The sequence below is a fragment of the Arthrobacter sp. genome, from assembly GCF_031179385.1.
GTDB lineage: Bacteria > Actinomycetota > Actinomycetes > Actinomycetales > Micrococcaceae > Arthrobacter_D.
Genome location: NZ_JAPSHV010000122.1, coordinates 1 through 1,881 on the forward strand (window position 1 = coordinate 1; position 1,881 = coordinate 1,881).

Here is a 1,881-nt window from a genome sequence, read left to right on the forward strand (position 1 = left end):
GCGCGCCGCAGCTTCAGGCCCGCCGACCAGCCCATCGACACATGGTCCTCCTGCATGGCGGAGGACGGGATGGAATCGACGGAGGCCGGCACTGCTAGCCGCTTCAGCTCGGAGACGATGCCCGCCTGCGTGTACTGGGCGATCATGTGCCCGGAATCGACGCCGGGATCATGGGCGAGGAAAGGATTGAGGCCGTGGTTGCGGCTCTTGTCCAGGAAGCGGTCGGTGCGGCGTTCGCTCATGGAAGCCAGGTCCGCGACGGCGATCGCCAGGAAATCGAGCGCGTAGCCGATCGGAGCGCCGTGGAAGTTGCCGTTCGACTCCACCCTGCCGTCTGGGGTAACTACAGGGTTGTCGATGGCCGATCCGAGTTCGATCGCGGCGACTGTTTCGACGTGCGCCAGGGTAGCCCGCACAGCACCGTGCACCTGAGGAGCGCACCGCAGCGAGTAGGCATCCTGGACGCGGGTGAACCTGTGTGCTTTGCGTTCCTCGGAGGCATGTTCGCCGATCAACCGTGATCCGGCCAGGACCCGGCGAATGTTCGCGGCGGAGGCCACCTGCCCGGGGTGCGGCCGGAGCTGATGAAGGTCCTCGGCGAAGACGCTGTCGGTGCCCAGCAGTCCCTCGACGCTCATCGCGGCGGCGAGGTCGGCGGTGCGCAGCAGCCGGTGAAGATCGGCGGAAGCGAGCACGAGCATGCCGAGCATTCCGTCGGTGCCGTTGATGAGGGCGAGACCCTCTTTTTCCCGCAGCTCAACCGGGGCGATGCCGGCTGCAGCGAGCGCTTCAGCGGCGGGCAGCAGCGCGCCGTCGTCGTTCCTTACCTCACCTTCACCCATCAGGGCCAGCGCCACGTGCGAGAGCGGGGCGAGGTCACCGGAGCAACCGAGCGAGCCGTACTCACCGATGACCGGAGTGATGCCGGCGTTGAGCATGTCCGCGTAGGTCTGAGCGACGATGGGCCGAACTCCTGTTCGCCCCGTGGCCATGGTGGAGAGGCGGCCGAGCATCAGACCGCGCACTACTTCCCGGTCGACCTCCGCACCCGACGACGCCGCGTGGCTGCGGATGAGGCTGCGCTGCAGGTGCGTTCGTTCCTGTACGGGGATGTGCTTGGTGGCCAGGGCGCCGAAACCTGTGGACACGCCGTAGTGCGGCGTCGGGTCATCGATGAGGGCATCGATCACCGCTCGGCTCGCCTTCATCGCGGCCAGCGAGTCCTCGCTGAGCTCCACCCGGGCGCCGTGCCGCGCGACTGCGACCACCTCCGCAGGGGCGAGTGCTCCCAAACCGATACTGACGATTGTGCCGTGCCGCATGCTGTCCTCTTCCCGTCCTGCGAGCCACGCTCTTGCCAACAGATGAAATGAGCGTTTCAATAAGTGAAATACAAATTGGCCTCGAACGCAAGGAAGAAACTGTGGCGGATACCTCTACCCGCACCGTCGAGCGCGCACTGCTGCTCCTCGGCACGGTGTGCGACCGGGGATCGGTGACGCTGGCTGACGCCGCCCGCGACGCCGGACTCTCCGCCTCTACTGCGCTGCGGCTGCTGCGCACCCTGGAGGGCACCGGCTTCGTCCGCCGGGACGACGACGGCTACCGGCCCGGCATGCGCGTGGTGCAGCTCGGCGCCCAGGCCCTCTCGCACGAATCGCTCGTGTCTCTCGCGGAAAGCGCACTCGAACGACTTGTCGACTCCACGGGTGAGTCCGCCTACCTGAACGTTCCGTCCCACGACGGCCACGGCATCTACCTTTCTGTCCGTGAAGGCACCCATTCTGTCCGCCACACCAGCTGGGTTGGCCGGAGTATTCCGCTGACCGGCACGGCGGCTGGAGCGGTCCTCGGTGGAGAGACACCCTCTGACGGGTACGT

2 protein-coding genes are annotated in these 1,881 nt (G+C 66.9%); one reads left to right on the forward strand and one right to left on the reverse strand.

The window, feature by feature from the left end; genetic code table 11:
- On the reverse strand, window positions 1-1,322 hold a 1,322-nt coding region (hutH, locus tag RIF85_RS13415; RefSeq protein WP_309072400.1), incomplete at its 3' end, for a histidine ammonia-lyase.
- Window positions 1,323-1,423: 101 nt separating this feature from the next.
- On the opposite strand from hutH, the gene RIF85_RS13420 reads away from it, so the two are divergent.
- The coding region (locus RIF85_RS13420; RefSeq protein ID WP_309072401.1) for a helix-turn-helix domain-containing protein at window positions 1,424-1,881 on the forward strand (458 nt) is incomplete at its 3' end.